Origin of the sequence: Halomonas campaniensis (genome assembly GCF_002211105.1) — a bacterium.
Lineage (GTDB): Bacteria > Pseudomonadota > Gammaproteobacteria > Pseudomonadales > Halomonadaceae > Vreelandella > Vreelandella campaniensis_A.
Map to the genome: position 1 here is coordinate 155,995 of NZ_JPUA01000034.1, position 24,753 is coordinate 180,747.

Annotated in this window: 20 protein-coding genes; 9 read left to right on the forward strand and 11 right to left on the reverse strand. The window is 56.2% G+C overall.

Annotation, left to right across the window (positions count from 1 at the left end; genetic code table 11):
- Positions 1-43: 43 nt before the first annotated feature.
- From JI62_RS13260 to JI62_RS13270, 3 genes are all read right to left on the reverse strand, one after another.
- A complete protein-coding gene (locus JI62_RS13260; protein WP_088700612.1) occupies positions 44-1,228 on the reverse strand; it encodes an E22 family MetX-like putative esterase in 1,185 nt (394 codons plus the stop codon).
- A gap of 129 nt (positions 1,229-1,357) precedes the next feature.
- Positions 1,358-3,307 carry a methyl-accepting chemotaxis protein gene (locus tag JI62_RS13265; RefSeq protein ID WP_088700613.1) on the reverse strand — a complete coding sequence of 650 codons (1,950 nt, stop codon included), beginning with the start codon at positions 3,305-3,307 and terminating at the stop codon, positions 1,358-1,360.
- Positions 3,308-3,565: 258 nt separating this feature from the next.
- The gene (locus JI62_RS13270) at positions 3,566-4,141 is read right to left on the reverse strand and encodes a CGNR zinc finger domain-containing protein (protein WP_088700614.1); all 576 of its coding nucleotides are present in this window, start codon (positions 4,139-4,141) and stop codon (positions 3,566-3,568) included.
- Positions 4,142-4,233: 92 nt separating this feature from the next.
- On the opposite strand from JI62_RS13270, the gene JI62_RS13275 reads away from it, so the two are divergent.
- A complete protein-coding gene (locus JI62_RS13275; protein WP_088700615.1) occupies positions 4,234-5,181 on the forward strand; it encodes an alpha/beta fold hydrolase in 948 nt (315 codons plus the stop codon).
- 118 nt (positions 5,182-5,299) lie between these two features.
- On the opposite strand, the gene JI62_RS13280 is transcribed toward JI62_RS13275, so the two are convergent.
- Positions 5,300-6,472 carry a UbiH/UbiF/VisC/COQ6 family ubiquinone biosynthesis hydroxylase gene (locus tag JI62_RS13280; RefSeq protein WP_088700616.1) on the reverse strand — a complete coding sequence of 391 codons (1,173 nt, stop codon included), beginning with the start codon at positions 6,470-6,472 and terminating at the stop codon, positions 5,300-5,302.
- Positions 6,473-6,596: 124 nt separating this feature from the next.
- Between JI62_RS13280 and JI62_RS13285 the strand changes: the two genes are divergently transcribed.
- The 5 genes from JI62_RS13285 (at position 6,597) to JI62_RS13305 (ending at position 11,242) form a co-directional block, all read left to right on the forward strand.
- Entirely contained in the window at positions 6,597-7,436 is an 840-nt protein-coding gene (locus tag JI62_RS13285) for an NAD-dependent protein deacetylase (protein ID WP_088701332.1), read from the forward strand.
- Between the two features lie 56 nt (positions 7,437-7,492).
- The gene (locus JI62_RS13290; protein WP_170938553.1) at positions 7,493-8,956 is read left to right on the forward strand and encodes a protein adenylyltransferase SelO; all 1,464 of its coding nucleotides are present in this window, start codon (positions 7,493-7,495) and stop codon (positions 8,954-8,956) included.
- Between the two features lie 44 nt (positions 8,957-9,000).
- The gene (dinB, locus tag JI62_RS13295; protein WP_088700618.1) at positions 9,001-10,047 is read left to right on the forward strand and encodes a DNA polymerase IV; all 1,047 of its coding nucleotides are present in this window, start codon (positions 9,001-9,003) and stop codon (positions 10,045-10,047) included.
- A 109-nt stretch (positions 10,048-10,156) separates the two neighbouring features.
- Positions 10,157-10,984 carry an alpha/beta fold hydrolase gene (locus tag JI62_RS13300; protein WP_088700619.1) on the forward strand — a complete coding sequence of 276 codons (828 nt, stop codon included), beginning with the start codon at positions 10,157-10,159 and terminating at the stop codon, positions 10,982-10,984.
- Positions 10,985-10,993: 9 nt separating this feature from the next.
- Positions 10,994-11,242, forward strand: a complete 249-nt coding sequence (locus JI62_RS13305; protein WP_088700620.1) for a YkoF family thiamine/hydroxymethylpyrimidine-binding protein — start codon at positions 10,994-10,996, stop codon at positions 11,240-11,242.
- Between the two features lie 174 nt (positions 11,243-11,416).
- On the opposite strand, the gene gabT is transcribed toward JI62_RS13305, so the two are convergent.
- The 6 genes from gabT to csiR form a co-directional block, all read right to left on the reverse strand.
- Entirely contained in the window at positions 11,417-12,694 is a 1,278-nt protein-coding gene (gene gabT / locus JI62_RS13310; protein ID WP_088700621.1) for a 4-aminobutyrate--2-oxoglutarate transaminase, read from the reverse strand.
- A gap of 96 nt (positions 12,695-12,790) precedes the next feature.
- Complete coding sequence (locus JI62_RS13315) at positions 12,791-13,729, reverse strand: sensor domain-containing diguanylate cyclase (protein ID WP_088700622.1); 939 nt, start codon at positions 13,727-13,729, stop codon at positions 12,791-12,793.
- A complete protein-coding gene (locus tag JI62_RS13320; protein WP_088700623.1) occupies positions 13,716-14,525 on the reverse strand; it encodes an EAL domain-containing protein in 810 nt (269 codons plus the stop codon). Before JI62_RS13320 ends, JI62_RS13315 begins: the two co-directional genes overlap by 14 nt.
- 278 nt (positions 14,526-14,803) lie before the next feature.
- Complete coding sequence (locus JI62_RS13325) at positions 14,804-16,018, reverse strand: CaiB/BaiF CoA transferase family protein (RefSeq protein WP_088700624.1); 1,215 nt, start codon at positions 16,016-16,018, stop codon at positions 14,804-14,806.
- A gap of 42 nt (positions 16,019-16,060) precedes the next feature.
- A complete protein-coding gene (locus tag JI62_RS13330) occupies positions 16,061-17,239 on the reverse strand; it encodes an acyl-CoA dehydrogenase (protein ID WP_088700625.1) in 1,179 nt (392 codons plus the stop codon).
- Positions 17,240-17,342: 103 nt separating this feature from the next.
- On the reverse strand, positions 17,343-18,062 hold the full coding sequence (csiR, locus tag JI62_RS13335; protein WP_088700626.1) for a DNA-binding transcriptional regulator CsiR: 720 nt from the start codon (positions 18,060-18,062) through the stop codon (positions 17,343-17,345).
- A gap of 323 nt (positions 18,063-18,385) precedes the next feature.
- On the opposite strand from csiR, the gene JI62_RS13345 reads away from it, so the two are divergent.
- Genes JI62_RS13345 through JI62_RS13355 form a run of 3 tightly spaced genes read left to right on the forward strand, consistent with a single transcriptional unit; the run spans position 18,386 to position 21,949 of the window.
- Complete coding sequence (locus JI62_RS13345; protein ID WP_088700628.1) at positions 18,386-19,357, forward strand: TAXI family TRAP transporter solute-binding subunit; 972 nt, start codon at positions 18,386-18,388, stop codon at positions 19,355-19,357.
- Between the two features lie 28 nt (positions 19,358-19,385).
- Positions 19,386-19,898 (forward strand): DUF1850 domain-containing protein, encoded by a 513-nt coding sequence (locus JI62_RS13350; RefSeq protein WP_088700629.1) that lies wholly within the window; start codon positions 19,386-19,388, stop codon positions 19,896-19,898.
- A 32-nt stretch (positions 19,899-19,930) separates the two neighbouring features.
- The gene (locus JI62_RS13355) at positions 19,931-21,949 is read left to right on the forward strand and encodes a TRAP transporter permease (protein ID WP_088700630.1); all 2,019 of its coding nucleotides are present in this window, start codon (positions 19,931-19,933) and stop codon (positions 21,947-21,949) included.
- 120 nt (positions 21,950-22,069) lie between these two features.
- Here JI62_RS13355 and JI62_RS13360 read toward each other — a convergent pair whose 3' ends face one another.
- A complete protein-coding gene (locus tag JI62_RS13360) occupies positions 22,070-24,595 on the reverse strand; it encodes a penicillin-binding protein 1A (RefSeq protein WP_088700631.1) in 2,526 nt (841 codons plus the stop codon).
- Between the last annotated feature and the right edge of the window lie 158 nt (positions 24,596-24,753).

The following is a 24,753-nucleotide window of genomic DNA, read 5'->3' on the forward strand; positions in this document are numbered from 1 at the left end:
CACTTGGGCGCTGGCTTTAACCAAAAAGCCAGCGCTCACTCAGTTAGCGCAAAAACGCCCGCAGCGTATCGCTCGCTTGCTCGATGGAAACAACGCCATCCAAGTGGCCGCGATTACCTTCCAGGGTTTCAAGCGTCACGTCGGTGCCGTCTGCTTCAATCAGCTCGGCGGTACGGCGCACGCCTTGGGGGGCGAAGACGAGATCGTTTTCGCTATACAGCATTAGCGTTGGTGCTTCGATAGCGGCAAGTCCTTCCTCTAACGATTCGCCGTGGCCCGCCATAAAGGTTTGGTTGGCGCGCACCAGGTAGAGCAGGTGGTTGGCGTCAGAAGTGGCAGCGCGTGCGGCAGCAATGTCATCCAGCGTTTTCTCGATGGCGTAGCGGGCGTTGATATCCTCAGCCGGGTCGCGTTCTTCATCGGCCCAATCGCGGTTGAAGGTTTCGTTGGCCCACTGCCAGTGGTTGGCGTTGAGTGTCACCAGCTTCAGCGCCTCTTTTAGCCCGTCGGTGGGCGGCTCGCCGTCGTAGTAGTTACCCTCGTTCCAGTTGGCATCCAGCCGAATCGGCGCGCCCCAGGCGCTTAGCGTTGCCAGCAGCCAGGGGTCGGCAACGCCGCCGCCAATCACTGAGATTAGCCGTTCGACACGGTCAGGGTAGGCGCTGGCCCATTCGATGGCCTGCAGTGCGCCCATTGAGGCACCCATCACCGCATGCAGCGATTCAATGCCTTGGCTTTCCAGTAGCTCGCGCTGCACCTCGACAAAGTCACGAATGGTCACCACCGGGAAAGCCATCCCCCAGGGCTCGCCGGTATCGGGGTTGATGGAAGCGGGCCCGGTGGTGATGACGTTGGGGTCGTTAGCACCGAGGTTCACCAAGGTGTCCGAAGAGATAATGTAGTACTCATCGGTATCCAGCGGCTTGCCGGGGCCAATGATCGCATCCCAGTAGCCGGTGGGTTCGCCATCTTCCTCATAGCGACCTGCCGCATGGCTGGTGCCGGAGAAAAAATGGGTGATCAGAATTACGTTGTCGCGGGCGTCGTTAAGTTCGCCGTACGCTTCCCAGCCTACCGTGACGTTGGGAATGGTCTCGCCGCCCTGGGTAGTGAAGCTGTCCATTTCGAAGGTTTGTTTTTCGACGATGCCGTCCCAGGCCCAGAGCGGGGAGGCTATCAGCAGGCCAAGGCCTGCGATTATACAAGAGTGACGTTGTATGCGTCGCATGAGGCGTCCTTTACTGAAGAATTGTCATTGTTCTTGGCCGCCAGAGGCGGCCCTTATTCAGCATAGTCAGGTCTGGCGCTCTTTATACAAAACAGCCCACTGATGAGTGGGCTGTTTAAAGAGGGGGGGCTAGTAGGCGTAATGGGCCAACGCTATTGAATTATCCTCTTCGCTAACCTTGAAGCGGCCCACCATGTCGGCCATATCGCCCGCCTGATCGTCGAGCGAACGGCTCGCGGTGGCCACTTGTTCGACCAGCGCCGCGTTTTGCTGGGTTACTTCTTCCAACTGCGTCAACGCTTGGTTGATTTGCTCAATGCCGGAAGATTGCTCTGACGTGGCCGAGGATATTTCCGACACCAGGGCGGCAGTATGCTGAGCGCGTTCTGCAATGGCTTTTAGCGTTTCGCTGGTTGACGTGACCAGGTTCCCGCCCTCTTTGATGCTTTCAACATTGTTCTCGATGAGCTTGCGAATCTGCTTGGCTTCTTCGGCACTTCGGCTCGCCAGATTACGCACTTCTGAGGCCACTACCGCGAAGCCGCGTCCTTGCTCACCGGCACGCGCTGCTTCAACGGAGGCATTCAAGGCCAGAATGTTGGTCTGAAAGGCAATGTTATCGATGGCTTCCACTATTGCTGTGACTTTCTGGTTGGCCTCTTCGATCTGCTCCATCGCCAGGCGCGCCCGGTCGGCGATATCGTTCGCTTCATTGGCCTGATCAGCCATGTCCTGCGTAGAGCGGCGCGCTTGTTGAGCGGTATCCGCACTCTGTTTTACGGTCGCCGTAATCTGCTCCATGCTGGAAGCTGTTTCGACTAGCGAAGCGGATTGCTCTTCCGTGCGTTGTGCGAGATCCGCATTGCCTTTCGCAATTTCCTTGCTGGCTAGCTCAACGGACAGGGCGCCCTGTTTAATGCTGGCCACGAGCTCTTCTGTTTTAATCGTCGATTCGTTGAATGCGAGGTAAAGCTGAGAGAGTTCGTCACTGCCTGGAACGGCCAAACGCTGAGTAAGATCGCCACCGCGTGTTTGGATGTTTTCAAGCGCGACATTTAGCGGCCTAGCGATACTACGAACTATGAACACTGCCAATAGAATAGCGAGAAGCGCGGCGGCCAAAGAAAGAACGAGGTAATACACCAGCTCGCTTATCGCTTCATCTCGCAAGTTCTGAGCAGTATCCAGCAACACTGCAATTGCACTGTCTCCAACCGCTGCTAGTTGATCAATTAGCCGGGTCTGCTGTTCAAACCATTGCTGGTGGTCGAGGTTAAACGCTCCCCTCGTGCCTCGTTCGATTGCGATGCTACGCATATCCGCCAGGTTGCTGGCAAGATCACTTGCCAATACCTCTGCCAGTTCGTTTTGAATAGCTTCATTCGAAAAACTATTAAAACTGTTGATGTAGACGCTGGATCGGCCTGTCAGTGAGAGCAGGTTGGTGTACATCGCTGGAGACAGAGTATTGGTACTGAAAGCGGTCGTTAACATGGCACGCTCTATACCCGCTAACTCTTTAATATTCAGAAGGTTATAGTAAGCATTGAGCTGCCTGATAACTTCGCCTTGTTCAACGCTAAACGTTAATTGGCTAACAGTGCTAATTAAGAAGTTATTAATATTTGTGTAGTAAGCGTTGGACTGCTCACCAGATATTTCCTGGTGGTCAACGCGCTGGCGGTGGGTGGTTAACTCTTTTAAAAGATTGTTGGCCTGATTCACTTGGGCCTGAACCGCGGCATCATCTTCAGAGTAGGTTAGGCTAGTGGTATAGGTGTTGAATTCGTCAAGACGCTCATCAGTTTTCCGGCGCTGGTTGGGTAGTTCCGCGCGAAAATTTTGCCCTTTACTACCTAAAAATGCGGCTGTCATGCCTCGCTCGCGCTGCAACTCATGAACCAGATCCCCGGCATATTGGCTCAGCACCGTCATTTCCTGCAGATGGTTCATTTCCGAGACAAGTGATTTACGTTCCAAAATACCCGACACGGCTAACCATGCCATGGCTATCAGCGGTAAGGCGAGCACCAGTACAAATTTACGCCCTAAGGAAACACGGTGTAGTGCCTGCAGCATTCTGTTTTCTCTCATGGAAAGGGGAGTTCATGAGGTTTTCGGGGCGCGAGCCCTTATCAACAACATGAAGGGGTGAGCACCAATGGCTCATTTTCCATGTATCGGCACTACTGATTTGATACTAAAGTCGTGATGATAGTTATCTGTCATAAAATTGACTCGCATCAATTTTCTTAGGATCAGGGCTGCTCACGAAGCAGGTGGGAGCGCTATAACGCCTTCCTGATCATGCACTTGGTGATCCGAAATTGACGAGTCTCACGTGCTCGTTTTTTGCCTAGCCCGATGCGCTGCCGCTTTCATTCTGTTTCCGCAGGAGGCCATGCTACACCAGCGGCGCCGGTGCGATTTTGTTTGATCGTGGAACAGTAGAACGCAGTCTGAGGCTTCGCACTCTTTCACGAGCTGTAGATCTTCCTCGGTAAGCAACTGGACTAACGCGGAAGCGACAGGCTGCAACAGGCTCTCGCTTTCCATGTTGCGCTGATAGATTTTTTTCTGAAACGCCGACGCCGTTGGCTGCCATTCGATTTTCTCTAGGGGATAACCCCGTTCCAGCACGTGATTCACCACTGTGGGATCTGCGGCCCGCCCTTGCTGGGCCGAGATCAGGAGATCCCGCATGTTGTCGCGCAGTTCCCGCGCAAGGTGGGCTATTCCAGCTGGGGGGCTTTCACACTCTTCCGACAACACGCACGCCTGTTGAAGCCACGCAATGACACTGCGGTCGTCCTCCAGGCACTCTTGCTGCTCCTCCCCTACGCCAAACTGCGTGTTGATGAAATCGATGGCGAGATTGCTGGCGATAAACGGAGGCGTAATTTTTGATGTCATATTTAGTAACCCTTAATTCGATATTTGACAGGTTACTATTATTCTGTGTAACCTTCAAAAATTGCTATTACCGGTTACCAAGGAGTATATCCATGACATCTAAAAATACCTCGGTCTCTGCGACTATCGAGGAAGCACCGGCGACCAGCGCTGAGCACTCCTCTGGCTCGACAGCTGAGCAGGTTCATTATCGTTTCGAGAAAGTCGGCGATGTGGAGGTTTTCTATCGTGAAGCGGGGGATCCGGCGGCGCCGACAGTGCTGCTGCTCCACGGCTTTGCTGCCTCCTCGTATATGTGGCGGGATGTGATTGAGGCGCTTGCCGATGGCTATCACGTCGTGGCACCGGATTTGCCCGCGTTTGGCTTTACCCAGTCACCGGCACGCGGTGAGTATGAGTACACCTTTGCCAACCTGACAAAGACGATTGATCGGTTCACTGAGCAGTTGAAGCTCGACCGCTATGCCATCGCCGTTCACGACTATGGTGCCCCTGTTGGTTGGCGTTTGGCGGTGGCCCACCCATCAAAAGTCACCGCTATCATTTCGCAAAACGGTAATGCCTATGAGGAGGGGCTTTCAAAAGGGTGGGAGCCGATTCAAACGTATTGGAATACACCTTCTCAGGCGAATCGTGAGGCGCTGAGCGACTTTCCAACACCGGCGTCGATCAAGTGGCAGTACGTGGAGGGCGTAAGCGATACCAGTGTCGTAGCCCCGGATGCCTATACGCTGGAAGGAACTCAGATATCGCAACCTGGCATGGCCGATATCCAGCTCGATCTATTGCTGGATTACGCCACCAACGTTGCGAAGTATCCCGAATTCCAGGCCTACTTTCGGGAGCAACAACCACCGCTGCTCGCGGTGTGGGGGAAGCATGATCCGTTCTTTCTGCCGCCGGGTGCGGAAGCCTGGAAGCGAGATATTCCGCAGGCGGACATCCGCTTTTACGACACCGGGCATTTTGCACTGGAAACCCATGGCGATGTCATTATCCCGGTGATGCGTGAATTTCTGGATAAACACCTGAAAGCATAAACACCCGAAAACATAAACGGCTGAAACACACTCACGCCCCCATCAAGCGGCGGTCACGGTGGCCGCCGCTTCATGTTTGGCTTCTCCATTTGCGGGAAGAGAAGGGGAGTATCAGCGTCTAACGCATTTTGAACGGATTCAAGCCGTTGGCTTGCTGCATCATCATGCGTTTGGCGAATGGGAAACGCTCGGCGAGCTGCAGACTTAGATCGCCTAGCTGGCGTAACGGTTTGGCACCGGTAAACAGGTGGTGAAAGCTATCGGTGGCGGCGATCATCGCTTGGTTAGCCGCGCGGCGCTGGCACTCAAAGCGGAGTAGGTTGAGGTAGTCGCCGGGGTCGCGGCCCTGAATAATGATCTCGGCAAGGGTGTCGGCGTCGTGCAGGCCGATATTTAACCCCTGGCCTGCCAGCGGGTGCACCACATGGGCGGCATCGCCAATCAGCGCCAGACGTTTGCCGATATAGCGGTGGGCGTGCTGGCGCTTGATGGGGAAGCTGGCCCGGGCGACGATGCGGATGAGGTTACCCAGGCGTTTAGGGAAGGCCATTTCAATCGCTGCTTTCAGCGCTTCATCGTCCAGCTGTTCACGGTCTTGGGTGGCTTGCTCGGTGTCGTACCACACCAGGGAAGCGCGGTGGCCAGGCAGGGGCAGCATGGCGATGGGCCCGGTGGGGGTGAAAACCTGCCAACTGACATCCTGCTGGGGCAGTTCGGTTTCCACATTAATGATCATCGCCCGCTGGTGGTAGTCGTAGCTGCTAACGCTGATTCCTGCTAGCTCACGCAGGGTCGATTTTGCGCCGTCGGCGCCGACGATTAAGCGGGCGCTGAGGGTTTTGCCGTTATCTAGCTCCAGCAGACGGCCAGTGCTCGAGGTGATCGTGCTTAATGGCGCGCACTGGGTATAGCAGGCGACGCTGGGCAACTGTTGCAAGCGCTGCCATAGGGCGTACTGCAGCGTGCGGTTTTCGATAAAGATACCGAAATCATCCATGCCGCTATCCTGTGCGGAAAACAGCGAGTGGCCGGTGCCGTCCTGGTTGGAGACATCAATATGCCGAAACGGGCAGCTACGCTCTTCCGGCAGCGCTGTGCCGCTGGCCTTAACAAAGGCTAACGAGCGTGCGTTCAGCGATGAAATGCGCAGGTCATAGTCACCGCTAGGTTCAGCAGGGATGTCGCCTTGCTCCACCAGCCCGACGGAGAAGCCAGCATGACCCACACGAGCCGCCAGAGCGGCGCCCACCATGCCGCCGCCGACAATAATAATGTCATGATCGTGCTGCATAAGAGTATCTCCTGGGTGCACAATAAGCGTTGAAGGGCGCGTTGTTTAGCCCGCTGTTGCACTACAGTATCGTTGAGTTTGAACCACATTGCCTAGAGGTGAACGATTGACGCAGGCCGTGGAAATGGCAGAAAGCATTGCTCAGGCGGGAGAGGAGCTGGCGGCGTTTATTCAGCAGCACCCCAAACTGTGGGTGATTACTGGCGCCGGTGTGAGTACCGACAGCGGTATTCCGGACTATCGCGATGCGGATGGTCAATGGAAGCGGCCGCCCCCGGTGCAGCATGGCGACTTTATGAGCTCTCACCACGTTCGGCAGCGCTACTGGGCACGAGCACTGATCGGCTTTAGCGCCATGCGCGAAGCCCAGGCCAGCGGCGCGCACCGGGCGCTGGCCGCGTTGGAGTCACAGGGGTATATCCAACAGTTGGTGACCCAAAACGTTGACCGCTTGCATCAGCGCGCTGGTTCGCGCCGGGTGATCGACCTGCATGGCCGGGCGGATATGGTCAAGTGCATGGTTTGCGACTACCAAATGATGCGCCACGCCATGCATGCCGAGATGGCGCGCATGAATCCTAGCTTTGTAGGCTTGCAGGCCGGCCACGCCCCAGATGGCGACGCTGACCTGGAAACCGACTTCAGCAGCTTTCATATTTTCGACTGCCCGCGCTGCAGCGGTATTTTAAAACCTGATGTAGTGTTTTACGGCGATGTAGTGCCCGCCGAACGGCGGTTGGCAGCCCAGGTAGCGTTAGCTGAGTCGGATGCAGTGCTGGCCGTGGGCACTTCATTAATGGTGTTTTCCGGCTACCGCTTCTGCCGCGCCGCCCATGAGCGGGGCATACCGCTGGCATCGCTCTCCCTCGGCGTGACCCGGGCCGATGCGCTATTGACCCACCAGTGGCGGACGCCGTTGACCCCGGTGCTGGAGCAGGCTGTTCGCTGTTTGCAGCGGCGTTAACTTGACTAAAGTGCTAGGGTATTAGCTATATAACGCCATCAATAGCGGAGCCTGTCGTGCTGCCATTCGAACATCTCTATTCCACCTTACCCGAACCCCTGTGGGTTGCCACCCAAGCAACGCCTGTATCCAGCCCTGAGCTGATCGCGTTTAATGCCTCGCTGGCTCATGAGCTAGGCGCCAAAGAGATACCTGACTCCGAAACGCTGGCCCAGTGGTTTAGCGGCAACCAGCTCATGCCAGAAGCCAAGCCGGGGGCGTTAGGTTACGCAGGCCACCAGTTCGGAAACTTTGTGCCGCAACTGGGCGATGGCCGCGCACTGCTGCTGGGGGAAGTGATCGACCAGAATGGCATTCGCCGCGATGTGCAGCTAAAAGGCAGCGGCCGCACGCCGTTTTCCCGTGGTGGCGATGGCCGTTCCCCCTTAGGCCCGGTGCTGCGAGAATATCTGGTCAGCGAGTTTATGGCCGCGATGGGCATTCCCACCACTCGGGCCTTGGCTGCGGTGACCAGTGGGGAGCGTGTGGTGCGACAGATGGCCGAGCCCGGGGCGGTGTTTACCCGCGTGGCCAGCAGTCATATTCGCGTGGGCACCTTCCAGTTTATTGCTGCTCGCCGTGACGAGCAGGCGTTAAAAGCGCTGGCAGATCATGTCGTTGAGCGTCATTACCCGGAAGCCGCCAGCGCCGAAGACCCTTATTTGGCGCTGCTGGAGGCAGTGGTCGCCCGCCAAGCGGTGCTGATTGCCCGCTGGATGAGCGTCGGCTTTATCCACGGCGTGATGAATACCGATAACTGCAGCATCGCCGGGGAAACCATCGATTACGGCCCCTGTGCCTTTATGGAGCAGTTTGATCCCCAGAAGGTGTACAGCTCCATCGATCAGGGTAAGCGCTATGCATTTGATAACCAACCGGCGATAGCCCAGTGGAATCTGGCCCGCTTTGCCGAAACGCTGCTTCCGTTAATGAATGAAGAGGGAGAGGCATTGGTGGAGCAGGCCACTGATGCCATTCACCGCTTTGAGCCATTGTTCAGCGCCGAACAGCGTCGTCTGCACGCCGATAAACTCGGCCTTGCAGCAGGCAGCGACCAAGCCGTGCCACTGATGGAAGCGTTGGAAAGCCAGATGCATCATGGGCGGATGGACATGACGGCCACCTTTGATGCGCTCACCCAATACGCCTCGTCGCTGAGTGATGAGCATCGCGAGGCACTGCTGGCGCTGACGACGCAGCCCGATGAATTATCAACCTGGCTGGATACCTGGCAGCAAGAGCAAGTGGTCAATCAAGATGGCGAACGATTCACTGCCATGCGTCACGCCAACCCAGTGATTATTCCCCGTAACCATCGAGTTCAAGAAGTCATTGATGCCGCTTACGACGGTGATTTTTCGCCTTTCCATACCCTTCTCGCGGTGGTGACCAAGCCGTTTGATGAATCGGTTGAAGCGCGCCGCTTGGCAGCGCCTGCAACGGAAAATGAGCAGGTGCTAAGAACCTTCTGTGGTACATAGCGCCTATGCTAGACTGTGTTTTTTTACAGTTAGGCGGGTAGCCGGTGCGCAAGATTATTCACTGCGACTGTGACTGTTTTTATGCTGCTGTGGAAATGCGCGATAACCCCGCGCTGCGGGATATCCCGATTGCCATTGGCGGCAGTGTGGAGCAGCGCGGAGTGGTCGCCACCTGTAACTATCCTGCCCGTGAGTTTGGCATTCACTCCGCAATGCCCATGGGCCAAGCGCTCAAGCGCTGCCCGCATCTAACCGTCATTCGTGGCGATATGGCCAAATACAAAGAGGTCGCCCGCCAAGTCTTCGCCATTTATCGCGATGTGACTGAACTGATCGAACCGCTCTCCTTGGATGAGGCCTTTCTGGATGTCTCGGAGGTCACCCAGCATCACGGCAGCGCGACACTCATGGCCGAAGCGATTCGCGAGCGGGTGAGCCGCGAAGTGGGCATCACTGTCTCTGCAGGCGTGGCGCCCAATAAGTTTCTGGCCAAGATCGCCAGCGACTGGAACAAGCCTGATGGTCTCTGCGTCATCACGCCGGACAAAGTCGACAGCTTTGTGCAGCAGCTACCGGTGAAAAAAATCCATGGCGTTGGCCCGCGCACCGCTGAAAAGTTGGCGGGATTGGATATCCACACCTGTGCCGACCTGCGTACCCGCACGCTAACAGACCTGGTCGAGCATTTCGGCCGCTTTGGACGGCGGCTACACGAGCTAAGCTGGGGGCGCGACGAGCGCCCGGTGAAAACCCACCGTGAGCGCAAATCGGTCAGTACCGAACAGACCTACGCTCAGGATTTACCCAGCCTGGATGCCTGCCGCAGTGAGCTACCGGCGCTGATCGAGGATTTAGAGCGTCGCTACGCACGGCTTGACCCACCTCTGGCGGTACGCGGGTTGATCGTAAAAGTGAAGTTCAACGACTTTACCCAAACCACCGTCGAACACGCCGACCCCGCGCCTAACCTTGAGCAGTTTGAAACCCTGCTTAACGTTGGCTGGGCCAGGGGAGAGCGGCCCGTGCGCCTGCTGGGGGTAGGCTATCGGCTGGCGGAGAACAGTCAGGAGCATCAACTGTCGTTGTTTTAATTAGCCTGTTAATCCTTTGCCCGATTGACCACGTGTCGGGAGCACGTTAAAACAGACGTATGATAGTTTGAATAATTCATTTTCCGTTTGGCCACCCACGAGCCCCGCTATGTCTGTCGATGCCGCTTCACGTCCCCGTTTAGTGTTTGCCCACGCCAATGGTTTCCCAGGGTTGAGCTATCGCAGCCTGCTAAATCCACTGGCAGAGATGTTTGACCTCCATCCTCTGGATCGCCTGGGGCACCACCCTGACTACCCCGTAAACCACAACTGGGGCAACCTGGTGGATGAGCTGCTGAGCTACCTACCTGAGAGCGATACGCCGCTGCTGGGCGTGGGGCACTCGTTGGGTGGCACCTTGATGGCCATGGCCGCCGATAAACAGCCTGAGCGCTTTTGCGGGGTGATCATGCTTGATCCTCCCTTGATGCTGGGAACGGACGCCTGGGCAATGAAAGCTGCCAAGCGGTTTGGCTTTGTAGACCGCGTCACACCAGCAGGTAAAACCTTGGGCCGGCGCACCGTGTGGCCGAGCCGCGAAGCGATGGCAAGCTCGCTGGGTCGCCGTGGTCTGTTTCGCCGCTTTACCCCCGAGGCACTCAACGACTACATTGAAGCAGGGACGCGCTTGTTAGACGACGGCAGTGCGCAACTGACCTTTGATCCGCAGATTGAGGTGGAGATTTTCCGCCATCTGCCCGATCACCTTTCGCGCCTACCGAAACGTTTGGGTGTGCCGCTTGAGCTGGTGGCGGGTAAAGAGTCCCATCTGCTGACCGCTTCGCGGATCAAACGCTTGAAGCGAAAGGGCTTATCGGTCAGTGAAGTCCCTGGCACGCATATGTTTCCTATGGAGCATCCGGATGAAACCCGTGCCGCTATTTTGTCTGCTTGGCAGCGATTGTCCGCAGCTAGTAGAGCATCAAATACAGCGTAAGGAGGCGTTATGTATCTTTCCGTACAGCTTAGCTACTACCCACTGGCCGATGACTTCAAGCCGGTGGTCAAAGAGGTGGTAAAACGTCTTGAGGCAACGGGATTGGAAGTACACCCCAACCGTATGAGCACTCAGCTATTTGGCGAGTTCGATGCCGTCATGGCAGCGCTAAGCGAGGTGATGAAGTGGTCGTTTGAAACCCATGGCAAAGCGGTATTTACGGCTAACTTTTTGGAAGGCGATCGTCGGCCTAGGTAAGGGGGCGGTCGAAACAGCCCTAGGCGGGGGCGCTGTAAACCCCTCCCTGGGCGCTACTTTTGCCATCTGACCGCCAAGGATGGCGGAAATGCCGGAAAAGTCGGGAACTCTTTTCCGGCCATGGCAAAAGACCCCCGCTACGGGCTGTGTCGACCTTTTAAGTTATCTGCCCGTTTAAACCAGTGAATCCAGGCAGGACTCAATAATATCCAGGCCTTCATTGAGCACGTCATCTTGAATGGTGACGGGCATCAGGAAGCGGATGGTGTTGCCGTACATGCCGCAGGAAAGCAGGATCAAGCCCTCTTCGCGGGCTTTCTTGCACAGCGCGGCAGCCAGTTCAGGGTTAGGCGTGTGGTCGGCTTTGTTCGATACCAGCTCAAATGCTGCCATGGCGCCCATGTTGCGCACGTGGTCGATACAATCAAACTTGTCGGCCCACATATTGAAGCGCTTGGCCAGCTTGTCGCCCAATGCTTGGCTCTTCTCCAGAATGTTCTCTTCTTCAAACACGTCCATGACCGCCAATGCGGCCGCACAGGCGGTGGGGCTGCCGGTGTAAGTGCCGCCCAGTGAGTTGGGGCCAGAGGCGTCCATTACCTTGTCAGTGCCCACGATGGCGGAGATCGGCATGCCGTCGGCCATACTCTTGGCCATGGTCATAATGTCCGGCTCAACGCCGCTATGCTCGATGGCAAACATTTTGCCGGTACGGCCAAAGCCCGACTGCACTTCATCGATGATCATCAGGATGCCGTGCTCATCGCAGATTTCGCGAACCTTGGTCAGGAAGCTGGTAGAGGCTGGGTAGAAACCGCCTTCGCCCAGCACCGGCTCAAGCACGATGGCTGCGGTGTCTTTGGGGTTGGCATCGGTTTTTAGCGTCATTTTCAAGCCGCGAATGGCCTCGTCTTCGCTAACACCGTGGTAAGGCACCGGGTAGGGCGCACGGAAAACGGTGCCCGGCATCGGGCCGAAGTCGCTCTGATAAGGTGCCACTTTACCGTTCATGGCCATGGTGAAGAAGGTACGTCCGTGGTAGCCACCATCGAAACAGATAACGTTAGAACGGCCTGTAGCGGCGCGGGCGATCTTGACCGCGTTTTCCAGCGCTTCCGCACCCGAGTTGGCCAGCATGACTTTGGCATGGCCACGCACCGGAACGATCTGGCTGAGCTTCTCCGCGACTTTCACGTAGCCTTCATAAGGCATGACCGTTTGGCAGGTGTGCATCAACTTATCGAGCTGGGCTTTTACCGCCGCGACCACTTTGGGGTGGCGGTGGCCTACGTTGAGTACGCCAATGCCGCCCGCGAAGTCGATAAAGCGGTTACCGTCCGCGTCCCAAATCTCAGCGTTTTCAGCGTGGTCGGCGAACGCCGTTGCGGGGCTTGCGGCGCCAGCAGCGACGTATTTATGTTTCAGCTCGTTCAGTTCGGCATTGCTGCTCATGGCTTACTTCCTAGTTGATGAGGATTGATCTTTTAGCATAGTGCTTAATAGTGGTGCCTGATAGGGGGTGCTGATGGTGATAATAAATAACGTTGCTTACGTGGATGACGAGGCAATGACAACACGGTTACGCCCCGCCTTTTTAGCCTGGTACATCGCTTTGTCGGCATGGTCGAGCAGTCTTGAGCCCGAGCCTTCAGCGTAGCTGACAATCCCCGATGAAAGCGTTACCGTTAATTGATGTTCGGTAAACGACTGTTGCTCTACGCTTTTACGCACACGTTCCATGCCCTGATAGGCCTCTTCTGCGTTTACGCCCGGCATAATGATCAGAAACTCTTCGCCGCCCAGGCGGATATGCAAATCGGTGTCACGCAGTATCTCGCTGACCAAGGTCGTGATCTGTTGTAGAACGCTGTCGCCTGCGCTGTGCCCGTAGGTATCGTTGAAGGCTTTAAAGTCATCCAGGTCATACATGGCGATACTTAAGGGCGTTCCATAACGCTTAAAGCGCTTAATTTCTTCATCCAGGCGCTGCAAACCGGCACGACGATTGAGCAGTTCGGTTAGCTCATCGTGGTGGGCCAAGTGATCTAGGCGTTCATTGGCCTGCTTTAGCCGCTCCTCGAGCTGCTTGCGCTGGGTAATGTCGATTATAAAAGTGACTTTACGCGGCTCTCCATCGTCAGCTTCGGTGCGCGCAGCTTCGGCGATAACGGTGCGCCTTTCGCCGTTTTTAATGACGACATCCCACTCTTGGCGCAGTTCCTGGTTCTCGTTGCCCTGCATGAACTCTTCATGCAACGCTGATAAAACCGCCCGGTTCTCTTCCGGTACTACCTGGGTAAAGTGTTGTCCTAACAGCTCTTCTTGCTGGTAGCCATAGAACTCGCAGTACGCTGGATTGACCATTTCAAAGTGGCCAGAGGGAGTCGTAATGCAGATCCCGATCGGCGCCGCTTTGATAACGTTTTCGGTATTACGCTTTGAACGGTTAAACAACTGGTAGAGTTGATCAGGGCTAATCTCTTTCATTCACCGCTCCTGAGCTGCTCTCTACTTCGCTTTTTAACCCTATTAAGAGCGGAGTAATATCGCTACACAAAGCATTAATCGCGGGTTTGGCGAAATAGAATCCCTGCTGGCGAACAATACCGGCGCGGGCCAGCCAAAGCGCCTCGGCACGAGTCTCGACGCCTTCGGCAATCAGTGTCGTGTCCAGTTCTTGTGCCAGTAATATAATCGCGTTTAACAGCGCTTGGCGGCGACAATCGCTATCGCAGTTCATCACCAGCTCGCGGTCGATTTTGAGCTTGTCCGGCGTTAAATCGGTGAGTAAGTCCAAATTAGCGTAGCCATTGCCAAAGTCGTCGAGCGCCGTTTTGAAGCCCATGGAGCGGTAAGCATCAATAATATTGCGTAGGTGCTGCCGGTCACGGACGCGTTCGGTTTCGGTAATCTCAAAAATAAGTCGGCGGGTGGGCCAGCCCACGCGCTTGGAAACGTCTAACGTCGCCTGAATACAGGCTTGTGGCTCATAAACGGCGTTGGGTAAGAAGTTGATCGAGAGGTCGGTTTGCATATCCAGTGTGCTGGCCATTTCGATCGCTTTTACCCGGCACGCTTGGTCAAAGCGATACAGCAAATCATCCGTGACTTGTGAAATAACGCTCCACGCGGATTCGCCTTGCGGGCCGCGTACCAGTGCTTCATAGGTGACGATTTGGGCCAGCGATAGATCCACAATGGGCTGAAAGGCCATGGTGAACTCGAAGGGCAAGTCGCCTTCACAGCGTTTGCAACTGCCATTGACGCGTGCGCACTGGCTCATAGCTGCTCCTGGCGGGATGTGTGTTGGACGACGCTGTTAATGTCATAACATTAGATAACATAATGCCAACAGCCTACGCTGAAGCATTCAACGCTCTTAACTTTAGTGCTCAATATACATTTTGTATAGATTCTGTACAACTATGGGCGCAAAGCATTAGCCAGCTGCTCGCCTCATTGGCTTGCCATGTTGGTCGCTGCTTTTGGCTAAAAAAAGGCGCCAAGTGAGGCGCCTAAGAGGGAAGTACATAAACCGAGTGTAATAAACCATTAGTGCTATTAAATGATGCCTGCTGCGCGTAGCGCAGTGCGCTGTTCCAAGCTGATACCGAGTTCATCCAGTACGCTCTCGGTATGCTGGCCCAAGTGGGGCGGGGCCGTAGTGGCACTCATTTGGGTACCATTAAAACGGATCGGATTAGCGACCAGATCCACCTGACCCGCTTGGTCATGGGGCAGGGTCTGCTTAAGCCCGCGGGCTTTCACATGGGGGTCGTCAAACACCCGATCCAGCGTATTAATTGGCCCGCAGGGCACGCCAACGGCTTCAAAGGCGGCTAGCCACTCATCAGTGCTGCGTTGCGCCAACGCCGCTTCCAACTGCGGCACGAGCAGCGCACGATTGTTTACCCGAGCGCCATTGGTGGCAAAACGTGGGTCTTCTGCCAGCGCCGGTAACGAAAGCACCGCGCAAAAACGCTTGAACTGCTCGTCGTTGCCGACCGCCATAATCATATGGCCATCCTGGGTGGCAAACGCCTGATACGGCACGATGTTGGGGTGAGCGTTACCCAGCCGCTGAGGCACATTGCCAGAGGTTAGGTAGTTGAGCGCCTGGTTGGCGAGTACCCCCACCTGGACATCCATTAGTGCCATATCAATATGACACCCCTCGCCGCTATCTCGGCGCTGATAAAGCGCCGCTAAAATCGCATTGGCGGCATACAGCCCAGTGAAAATATCGGTAAAGGCGACGCCGCTTTTTACTGGCCCACCGCCTGGCTCGTTGTCAGGTTTGCCGGTCAGGCTCATGATCCCGCCCATGGCTTGGATCATAAAGTCGTAACCAGCGCGATGAGCGTAGGGGCTCTCTTGGCCAAAACCGGTGATGGAGCAGTAGATCAGCCTGGGGTTCAGCGCCTTTAAGCTGGCGTAATCCAGACCGTAGCGTTTCAGGCCGCCGACCTTGAAGTTCTCTATCAACACGTCTGATTGAGCGACCAGCTGTTTAATGACCGCCTGGCCTTCGGGCTTGGCCATATCAACGGTGACCGAGCGTTTACCCCGATTAGCGCATAGGTAATAGGCCGACTCTTCGCTGCCCGCCAGCCAAGGAGGTCCCCAATGGCGAGTGTCATCGCCGCTACCGGGGCGCTCAACCTTGATCACGTCCGCGCCCATATCCGCGAGCATTTGTCCGCACCAAGGCCCGGCCAGCACACGGGAAATATCGAGTACTTTAATACCGGCCAGTGGTTTGGTTAGCTCGCTCATAGGGGCTCCGTTAATAAGTGACAAGTGGTCAAAATGCGGTGATCAAAAGAACGACTGAATGCCTGTCTGAGCACGGCCCAGAATCAGTGCGTGCACATCGTGGGTACCTTCGTAGGTATTCACCGACTCCAGATTGACCATATGGCGAATAACACCGTACTCATCAGAAACGCCGTTACCCCCGTGCATATCGCGGGACTGACGGGCGATATCCAGCGCTTTGCCACAGTTGTTGCGCTTGATCAGCGAGACCATTTCCGGTGCCCAGTTGCCGCTATCCATCAGGCGACCTACTTGCAGGGCTGCTTGCAAGCCCAGAGTGATCTCGGTCTGCATGTCGGCGAGCTTTTTCTGGATCAGCTGGTTGGCGGCCAGTGGGCGGCCAAACTGCTTGCGGTCGAGGGTGTATTGGCGCGCCGCGTGCCAGCAGAACTCGGCCGTGCCCATCACGCCCCAGGCGATGCCGTAACGAGCTTTATTAAGGCAGCCGAACGGGCCTTTCAGACCGCTAACGTTGGGCAGCAGGTTCTCTTCGGGAACGAAGGCGTTATCCAGCACGATCTCACCGGTAATCGAGGCGCGTAGGGAGACTTTGCCTTCGATTTTGGGGGTGGTGAAGCCTTCGGTGCCGCGCTCAATGATAAAGCCTTTAATCTGATTGTCGTGGGCCGCTGATTTCGCCCAGACCACCGCGATATCGGCAATCGGGCTGTTGGTGATCCACATTTTGGCGCCGGTCAGGCGGTAGCCGCCGTCGACTTTTTCCGCCCGAGTAATCATGTTGCCGGGGTCGGAGCCGTGATCGGGCTCGGTCAAGCCAAAGCAGCCGACCATTTCACCGCTGGCAAGCTTGGGTAGGAATTTTTGCTTCTGCTCTTCCGAGCCGTAGGTCTCGATGGGGTACATCACTAGCGAAGACTGCACGCTCATGGCCGAACGGTAGCCGGAGTCTACGCGCTCTACTTCGCGGGCAATCAAACCGTAGGCCACGTGGTTAACGCCAGCGCCGCCGTACTCGGGGGAAACGGTAGCACCCAGCAGACCAAGCTCGCCCATTTCGGTCATGATTTCGCGATCGAACCGCTCTTCACGGAAGGCGGTCAGTACGCGGGGCTGAAGGTTTTCCTGGCAGTAGTCGTAGGCCGCATCACGAATCTGGCGCTCTTCATCGGTGAGCTGTTGTTCCAGAAGTAGCGGGTCGTCCCAGTTGAAATGCGTCATGGCGTAGATTCCTCGGAGAGTGGGCAGGAATAGAGGCAAAATAGCTTGCAGTCAATGTATCGCCGTTTTTTAAAAATATCTACATTTTTTTAAAACGAAGAATTTAACTGATGCCTCGTGCTTCGAGGACACGAGTGATAATCGGTACTGGGGTCATCAAATGATCGCGCATTAAGGTGTCAGCCTGGGCGGTGTCACGAGCCAGAATGACATCCACCAGGGCGGCATGCTCCTGGCGTTTAAGCTCTAACGCTTTAGACGACATCACCGTTTCCTGGAGCCACAGGTGGCGGTAGCGCTCCACCTGATCAAACAGGGTATTGCGCATTTGCAGCAGGTGAGGGGAGTTGCAGCCACTGGCAATGGCGGTGTGGAACGCTTTGTGTCGCTGATCCCAGAGGTCGAGCAGGTCGTCGGGGGTGTTGACGTCGGTAACCTTGGCCAGCCGATGCGCAGTGGCCAGCACCGTGGCTTCCCAGTCATCGTCGCCGCGCTCGATAGCCAAGCGCAGGATCAGCCCTTCGAGCTGTGCACGGGCGTCATAAATGTCGTTGAGTTCGGCCAGCGACATTGGTGCTACCCGGTAGCCGCGCTGACTAATGGCCACCACCAAGCGGTCAGCGACCAGCTGTGAGAGTGCTTCCCGCAGTGGCCCGGTGCTGGCGCCGTACTGCTCTTTCAGACGGCTCATCAATAGCTTCTGTTCCGGCGCATAGCAGCCGCGAATAATGTCATGCTTGAGTTGACGGTAAGCGCTGATGGCGAGATTTTGCCGCGGCGCGTCTTTCTCCCGACTGGTGTCCGCTTTAAAACCGGGCTCCATAGCAGTGTGGCTCCTGTCCTGAATCAATAATAAAGATGAGGCGGGGAATTGATGGTCATTATCAATAAATATTAACAATTTGGCACAGTGTAAGACATTTATGCAGCGTTTCATGATGTTAATACGTCGCTTTTTGACTCAACGGCTGGGCGGTCACGCCCCTGCAGCGCTGATAACCTCCTATTAGCATCAAACGCATTAGCCGTGCTAACTTCTCCTTCACCGCTTGCGGTTGCCTGTTAGTGGCAAGCCGAAGCAGGGATTCAACACTTCCTTTATCGTCAACCATACCTATAAGTCCAAGCAGGACGGAGGAAACGCTCATGCGAACTCTACGCTCTCTATACACCACGGCAGCTGCCGCTTCTATGCTAGCGGTCGCGCTTCCAGCAAGCGCTCAACAGCTCTCAATCGCGACGGGTGGTACCGGTGGCGTTTACTACCCTATCGGCGGTGGTTTTGCCGAAATGATCAACAACCATATCGAAGGCGCCCAGGCGACCGCCGAAGTCACTGGTGCCTCGGTTGAGAACATGGGCCTGATCATGCGCGGCGATGCGGATCTTGCCCTGGCACTGGCCGATACGGTCTATCAAGCCTACAACGGCACGGATGACTTTGAAGGTCGTCAGGTTGAAAACATCCGCGCGCTCGCCTCGGTTTACCCCAACGCGGTACAGCTGGTGACACTGGCCGAGTCGGATATCGAAACGATTGCTGATCTAGCAGGCAAGCGCGTCTCCGTCGGTGCGCCGGGTAGCGGTACCGAGCTAAACGCCCGTGCTTTGCTGGAAGCCAATGGCATCAGCTATGAGGACTTCACACCCCAGCGCCTTAACTTCAACGAAACCGCTGATGCCATTCGCGATGGCGATATCGACGCCGGTTTCTGGAGCGTTGGGCCGCCGACCAGCTCGATTCTTAACCTGGCAGCAACCCGCGATATTCGTCTGATTAGCTTGTCTGATGAAGAAGTGGCTAATGCTCAGGCTGAAGAGGAAGTGTTCGCCCCCTACGAGCTTGCCGCCGGTATGTATGACGGTATGGATGAAGCCGTACAGACCATTGGTATTCCCAACGTGCTCGTCGTTAACTCTGAGATGGACGAAGAGCTGGCATACCAGTTGACCCAACTGCTGTTTGAAAACACCGATGAGCTGATTGCGGTTCACCCGGCAGCGAACGACACCACCGTTAAGTTCACCATGGACTCTACCCCGGTGCCGTTACACCCAGGTGCGTTGCGCTATTTCGAAGAAGTGGGTGCCGAAATCCCGGATCGTCTGCGTCCGTAATCGTTAAAGTGCATTGAAGGATATTGCCATGCAGTGGCAGCAACGACTGGTGGCGCTACTCATTGCATGTTGTCCGTTCGCCGAAGTGGGGGCTTCCCCCGCTTCGGCGTCTGCGTTTATGCGCTTAGCTGTGGTGACTGAGCAGGGCGACACCCTGGTGAATGAAGCGGTGCCTGCTGGCGGTCGCTGGTGTATCAAGTGGCAGCACTCCGTTGAGCATTTCACAGTGTTGGACTGCTATCGCAATGCGGCGGGTGTCATGCAACTGGAGCGTAGCCATCAACCCGACTTTGCCGCAGGGCTTGGGCATATTTTTGGCCGCGGCGAGCAGGTCTCTGACGGTGAAGGCGGTTACTGGATTAATGCCATTAACGAGCCTGTCACCAATAACCGGTATGTGTTGAGGGTAGGGTCACCTGCTGTCAATCATCGCGTGGTATGGCCAAATGGTGAACATGCGCCAGTAAGCCTAAGTGAGCATGCTGCTGGACAGCGAGTGACCATTCAACTGATAGATCCTCACGCATCCCCGCGTGAATAAAAACGACATTAGTTAACGCTTCCGAGGACTTCATGAGCGAATCCAATCAACCGTCGAGCGTGGTGCCGGGCGGTAATGCGATTCAACCCCGCATGGTGCTGTGGTCGATCACCATTGTGGCGGTGGGTCTTTCCCTGTTCCAACTCTATTCAGCTGGCATTCAGCCTTTAGGGCTTTTTTATCAGCGCAGTATTCACCTAGCATTGATCATGGTGCTGGCTTTTTTAATGTTTCCAGCCTTCGGCCCCACCCGCAAGCGTGGTGTATTAGGCTGGGGGCTTGATCTGCTGTTTTTTGCTGGGGCTATCCTCACCGGTGGTTACTTAGTACTCAATCTGGATGCGATTTTTAGCCGTGCGGGATTCTGGAATGACACCGATATCCTGGTTGCCTGTATTGCCACGGTAACCGTACTGGAAGCCAGCCGCCGCGCGGTGGGGTTTGGTATGACCGTGATTGGCTTACTAGCGATTATCTATGCCTTTGCTGGCCCTCGGGGCGAGCTGCCTTGGCTTGGCGAGTGGATGCCGGGCATTCTGGAGCACCGCGGCTACTCCATTGACCGGGTCGCCGGTCAGCTCTACCTGGGTCAAGAGGGCATCTTTGGCCTGCCGTTGGGGGTCGCGGCGACTTACATCTTTATCTTTGTGCTGTTTGGCGCTTTTTTGGAGTGCACTGGGGCGGGCAAGTTCTTTATCGATATGGCCTATGCGGCGACCGGTCGCCAGCGCGGCGGACCGGCTAAAGCAGCGGTATTAGCCTCGGCGGGTATGGGGTCGATTTCTGGCAGTGCGATTGCCAACGTGGTCACCACCGGTGCCTTTACCATTCCGCTGATGAAGCGTCTAGGCTACAAGGCCAAGCAGGCAGGTGGTATCGAAGCTGCGGCCTCCACCGGCGGGCAGATTATGCCGCCGCTGATGGGGGCCGGGGCATTCTTGATCGCTGAGTACACCAATACGCCGTACCTGGACATCGTCAAGGTCAGTATCCTGCCGGCGATCATGTATTTCGCTACGGTCTATCTGTTTGTGCATATCATTGCGCTTAAGCAAGGCATGCAGGGGCTGCCCAAGGATGAGCTGCCGCAGATGCGCCAGGTCATGAAGGATGGCTGGCACTTCCTGCTACCGCTGGCCGTGCTGGTCTGGCTACTGGCGATGAGCATGTCGCCCATGCGGGTAGGCTACTATGCGGTGGTGACCATCCTGGCAGTGGCGGTATTGCGCTATGTGCTGTGGTTCTTCTTTGTAGCGCCTCGGCAGGGACAGCCGGTGACCGCGTCGGCCGTTAAAGATGTGGTGCGTACAGGTTTTGCCAAGCTGATCGAGGGCTTGGAGCTTGGTGCCCGTAACGCGGTAGCGGTTTCTATGGCCTGTGCGGTCGCCGGGATTATTGTCGGCGTAGTTGGACTGACCGGATTAGGGCTTAAGTTCTCCTCCATGATGCTGGCGTTCTCCGGCGGCAATCTGGTGTTGGCGCTGGTGATGGTGCTGTTGGCCAGCCTGGTGCTGGGGATGGGGCTGCCCGTTACCGCCAGCTATATCGTGCTTATTGTCCTCGTCGGGCCTGCATTGACTGCTGAGTTTGGTGTGCCGCTACTGGTCGCCCACTTGGTGGTGTTCTGGTACTCCCAGGACTCCAACGTGACGCCGCCCATCGCCTTGGCAGGCTTTGCCGGGGCGGCGATTGCGGGTAGTAAGCCGATGGAAACCAGCTTTCAGGCGTGGAAGTTTGCTAAAGGCCTCTACTTGATCCCGCTGTTTATGGTCTTCAATCCCGAAATCATTATTGGCGGCCCCGTGCCGGTGGTGGTCTGGAACGGGGTGATCGCCATTCTGGCGTTAGGCGCCTTTGCCGCGGCGTTGGAGGGTTATCTGTTTACCAAAATGTCGTGGCTACCGCGTATTGCGATTACTGCCGCCATTTTTGGGGTGTTCTATCCTAACCTGATGACCGAAATTGCTGGGGTGGTGGTCATGATCGTTGCTATAGGCGCTAACTGGCTGGCCAGCAGGCGCGAAGCGCCTGCAACGCCCGTTAGTGGTTAAACGTTAGGCGACCCTACATACCGACCAAAGGTAGCCAGTAACAGAAAAGGCCCGGAGCGATAATCTCCGGGCCTTTTGCTTGGTGAGCCTTTTGCTTGGTGTGCTACGGGTTTGACTGGTTTAGAAGATCGACTCAGCGGTGCCTGAACCCTGAGAGCCACTGGCCTCTTCCAGCTCGCGACTAATGCGGCGCTGCTGATAATCCGGCAGGTGATCCTGATGGAACAGCTCGGTAATCCCGCCAGACTGGCCGTCCGCTAAGCGTTGGCCAGTGTCCGGGTCCACACGGGCGGTAACAATCGTCGCGGGGCGCTCAGGCACGGCATTCGGGGTTCCTTCCAAGGCATCGCCCATGAACTCTACCCATATGGGGAGGGCGGCCTGAGCGCCATACTCAGAGATGGTTTCGTTGCTGTCTTTACCGACCCAGACCGTGGTCACTAGGTTGCTATTAAAGCCCGCAAACCAAGCGTCGCGCTGGCTGTTAGTGGTACCGGTTTTGCCGACGATATCTTCACGGTTAAGGCTCAGTGCCCCGCGGCCAGTACCCGAGGTGATTACGTCACGCAGCATATCACGCAGGATATACACAGCCGCCGGGTCGGCTACCCGTTTGGCGATTGGGTATTCGCGGCCATCGATTTCTACCGTTTCCTGATCTTCGGCACAGCTGGGACAAGCCACCTGCGGTGTGGCTTCGTCGATTACTTCTTTGTCATCGTCACGGGTTACCCGCTCAATGAACCAGGGTGATACCTGAAAACCACCATTGGCGAGTACCGCGTAAGCGTTGGTCATCTCCATGGGCGTTAAGCTTGCGCTGCCCAGCGCCAGGGATAAGCCACGAGGGAGCTGGCTGGGAGAGAAGCCGAAGCCTTCCAAAAAGTTAATCGTGTAATCCAACCCCATGGTTTGCAGAACGCGAATAGTGACTAGGTTGCGCGAACGGGCAAGGGCCGGGCGTAAGCGCATGGGGCCTTGGAAGTCACGGCTGGAGTTGACCGGCCGCCACAACGAGTTACTACCGTCGTCGAGTACCACGGGGGAATCGTTAACCACGCTGGCGGCGTTCATCTCACCCTCTGCAAGGGCCGCTAAGTAAATAAACGGTTTAAAGATTGAGCCCGATTGACGCCTTGCCTGTACTGCACGGTTGAATTTGCTGGCGTTAAAGTCGAAACCGCCCTGGAGTGCCAGGATAGCACCGGTTTGCGGGTCTTGAGCGACCAGCGAGCCTTCCGCATCCGGCTGCTGAGAGAGGCGTAGCGACCCGTCTTCATTCTCAACTACGCGGATCATATCGCCCCGAACGGCAATCTCTTCCGCCGAATTGGGCGCAGCTCCGCGGCTTCGCGGGCTTAGGTAAGGGCGAGCCCAGTTTAGACCTTCCCAGCCGATTGTCTGTAGACCATTGTCGCGAGTGAGTACCTGCATTTCGCGGCCGCTGCTCTCTACCACGATGGCGGGCTGGAGCAGGCCATAGTTGGGCGTGCGCTCAAGCACCTGCACCCAGTTACTGACGTCGCCATCGATGCCTTCGACTTCGGTCTGACTGCGCTGGGCGGCTTGGCGTGCGGTCTGACGAATCTCGGGTGACTCGGCAAGCTCCTCTTCAAGGCCTTGGGTGGCAGTTTGCTCTTGGGCTTCCACAAGGCTTGCAGCAATCTCACGCTGCTCCGGCCCGCGCCAGCCATGGCGCAGGTCGTAGGCCGTTAGCCCGTTGGCTAGTGCTTGGCGGGCAAAGGGCTGCAGCTCGCTATCAATAGTGGTGTAAATGCGATAGCCGCCGGTGTAAGCCTCATCGCCGAAGCGCTCCACTGCATACTGACGCGCCATCTCGGAGATATAGGCGGCATCGACCTCTGCTTGGGTGTAGTGACGACGAGCCGTGACGGGTTCCTGAACGGCAGCTTGGTAGGTGGCGTCATCAATATGCCCCAGCTCGCGCATGCGGAAGAGGATCCAGTTGCGACGAATCAGCGAACGCTCGGAATTAGCCAACGGGTTAAAGGCCGACGGTGCCTTAGGTAAACCGGCAATCATGGCCGTTTGTGCCAAGCTAAGCTCAGCAAGCGGTTTGTCGTAGTAGGTTTCAGCGGCGGCGGCGATACCGTAGGCGCGATTGCCCAGGAAAATCTTGTTCACGTAAAGCTCGAAGATTTGCTCTTTATCGAGTATCTGCTCCATCTGCAGCGCTAGCAGGATTTCGCGAATTTTACGTGTAAACGTCTGATCGAGCGTCAACATATAGTTACGCGCAACCTGCATGGTGATCGTCGAGCCGCCGGATTGAATGTCGCCACTCATCGCCAGCTGAACCACGGCCCGCGCCAAGCCACGCGGATCCACCCCGGCGTGGTCGAAGTAGCTGGCATCTTCGGCCGCGGTCAAGGCGTCGATCATATCTTGTGGAATTTCGTCAAAGTTGATCGCCATACGGCGCTCTTCACCGAATTCGCCAATCAGCTTACCGTCCTGGGTAAAAATACGCAGCGGCGTATGCAGTTCAAAGTCCTGCAGTTGGCGTACATCTGGCAGACCCGGCGCAAAGTAAATGGCGGCTCCCACTACGGCTAACGCACTAGCACCGACCAACGACACGATGAGAAAAAACAGCGACACAATAAGGTTTCGAAGAAACGTCATGTACGGAGAGCACCCTGGGAAGAATGAAAAGATCGGCATCTAAACGGCCGTATCATGCAATTGGCAGCCATTATAGGAACCTGAGGCGGCGGCCACCAGTGTTGATATTCGCTAAGTTGATCCACGTGTGACGTCACTAAAAATCATGTAACCTCAAA